This window comes from Nonomuraea sp. NPDC049784 (assembly GCF_040659615.1).
GTDB lineage: Bacteria > Actinomycetota > Actinomycetes > Streptosporangiales > Streptosporangiaceae > Nonomuraea.
In genome coordinates, this window is sequence record NZ_JBFAMX010001221.1 from 1 (window position 1) to 1,337 (window position 1,337).

The 1,337-nt window shown below is 69.7% G+C and carries 1 protein-coding gene and 1 pseudogene; one reads left to right on the top strand and one right to left on the bottom strand.

The window, feature by feature from the left end; genetic code table 11:
- The first annotated feature begins 170 nt into the window (after positions 1 to 170).
- Positions 171 to 689: a GNAT family N-acetyltransferase gene (locus tag AB0J09_RS64890; protein ID WP_360714471.1), complete on the top strand. Its 519-nt coding sequence runs from the start codon at positions 171 to 173 to the stop codon at positions 687 to 689.
- A gap of 258 nt (positions 690 to 947) precedes the next feature.
- Here the strand turns inward: AB0J09_RS64890 and AB0J09_RS64895 are convergent.
- Positions 948 to 1,337, bottom strand: a pseudogene (locus AB0J09_RS64895) (hypothetical protein); the annotation flags it as partial.

Genomic DNA, 1,337 nt, shown 5'->3' on the forward strand with positions numbered 1-1,337 from the left:
TGATCTGGTTTTGTTTGTTATTCCTTCTTGAGACGTGGCCCTTGCTCTTCAGGCGCGCGTGGGGGGTGGCCCTTCGGCCCACCGCACCTCCGTTGTGCCGGCCTTCCTCGGCCTGTCGACCCTCGATCAACGACTCGACAGGCACCTGCTCGTGCCGCTATCACGTACAGATGCGTATTCGGCAGGCGACGAGCGCTGACGCCCGAGCGATCGCCGACGTCCACGTGCGGTCCTGGCAAGCCGCCTATCGAGGACTCGTCCCCCAGGACTACCTCGACGACTTGGACCCCGCGGAACGGCAACCCGGCTGGGAACGTCGGCTGGCCGAGACAGCCTGGCCCTGCAGGGGAGTCCTCGTGGCCGAGACCGGCGGCGACGTCGTCGGGTTCGCCGGGCTGCTGCCGACGCGGGACGAAGACGAAGACCCCGCGTCCGTGGGCGAGATCGCCACGATCTATCTGATCCCGGAGACCTGGGGCCGCGGGATCGGCAGAGCACTCATGAACACGGTCCTGGCCACCCTTACCCAAACCGGCTACCACCAGGCCACTCTCTGGGTATTGGACACCAACGTCCGCGCCCGGCGTTTCTACGAAGCCGCCGGATGGCACGGCGACGGAGCCACGAAACGGGACACCACCCGGGGCTTCGTCCTCACCGAGCTCCGCTACCGGCGCCTCCTCACCTGAGCGAATCGACCGGGATCGCCTGGTAGGCCGCCGGCTCATCGGCACGACGGGAGCCGGGCTGATCCTGCTCATATGTGGTTGTCCCGGCCTTCGAACCACGGACCTACGTCGCCCGCCGGCCGACCTACCCGGCCGCATCGGTCAGGGCGCCGCATACCCGCTGTCTCGGGCTCACGTCACGAGGCCCCGGCCACACGACCGCGGATACTCGGCAGGCCCGAGGCGCCCGACGCTCAGCTCACCGGCTCGCGGCAGCTCTCAGCTCACGGTCTCGCGGTCGTGCTGGCAGACCGAGCAGCTCGTCAGCCCGGCGGCCTCCGCTGCGGCGAGCGTCATCGTCTCCACGCCCGTCTCCCCCGCGCCCCTGATCAACGGGCAGGCGGTGCTGTGGTAGCGGCGGGTGCCGACGATGACCTTCACCATCCTGGGGCGTTCGCCCTTGCCTCCCTGGCCGGCGCCCGCGGGGCCGGTGGACTCGTCGCCGCCCTTGCCGGCTCCGGCGGCCTCAGGTTTGGAGGCGCCGGTCTTGGGCGCAGGCGTAGCAGCCGTCTTAGGAGTTGCCGAGGCGCCGGTCTTGGATACGGCCGAAGCACCCGTCGTCGCCGCACCCGTCTTAGGAGCTGCCGAAGCACCCGTCGGCGACGCGGC

Coding starts and splice junctions, on each gene's coding strand:
- AB0J09_RS64890 (WP_360714471.1), top strand. CDS start 171: ATGCGTATTCGGCAGGCGACGAGCGCTGACGCCCGAGCGATCGCCGAC.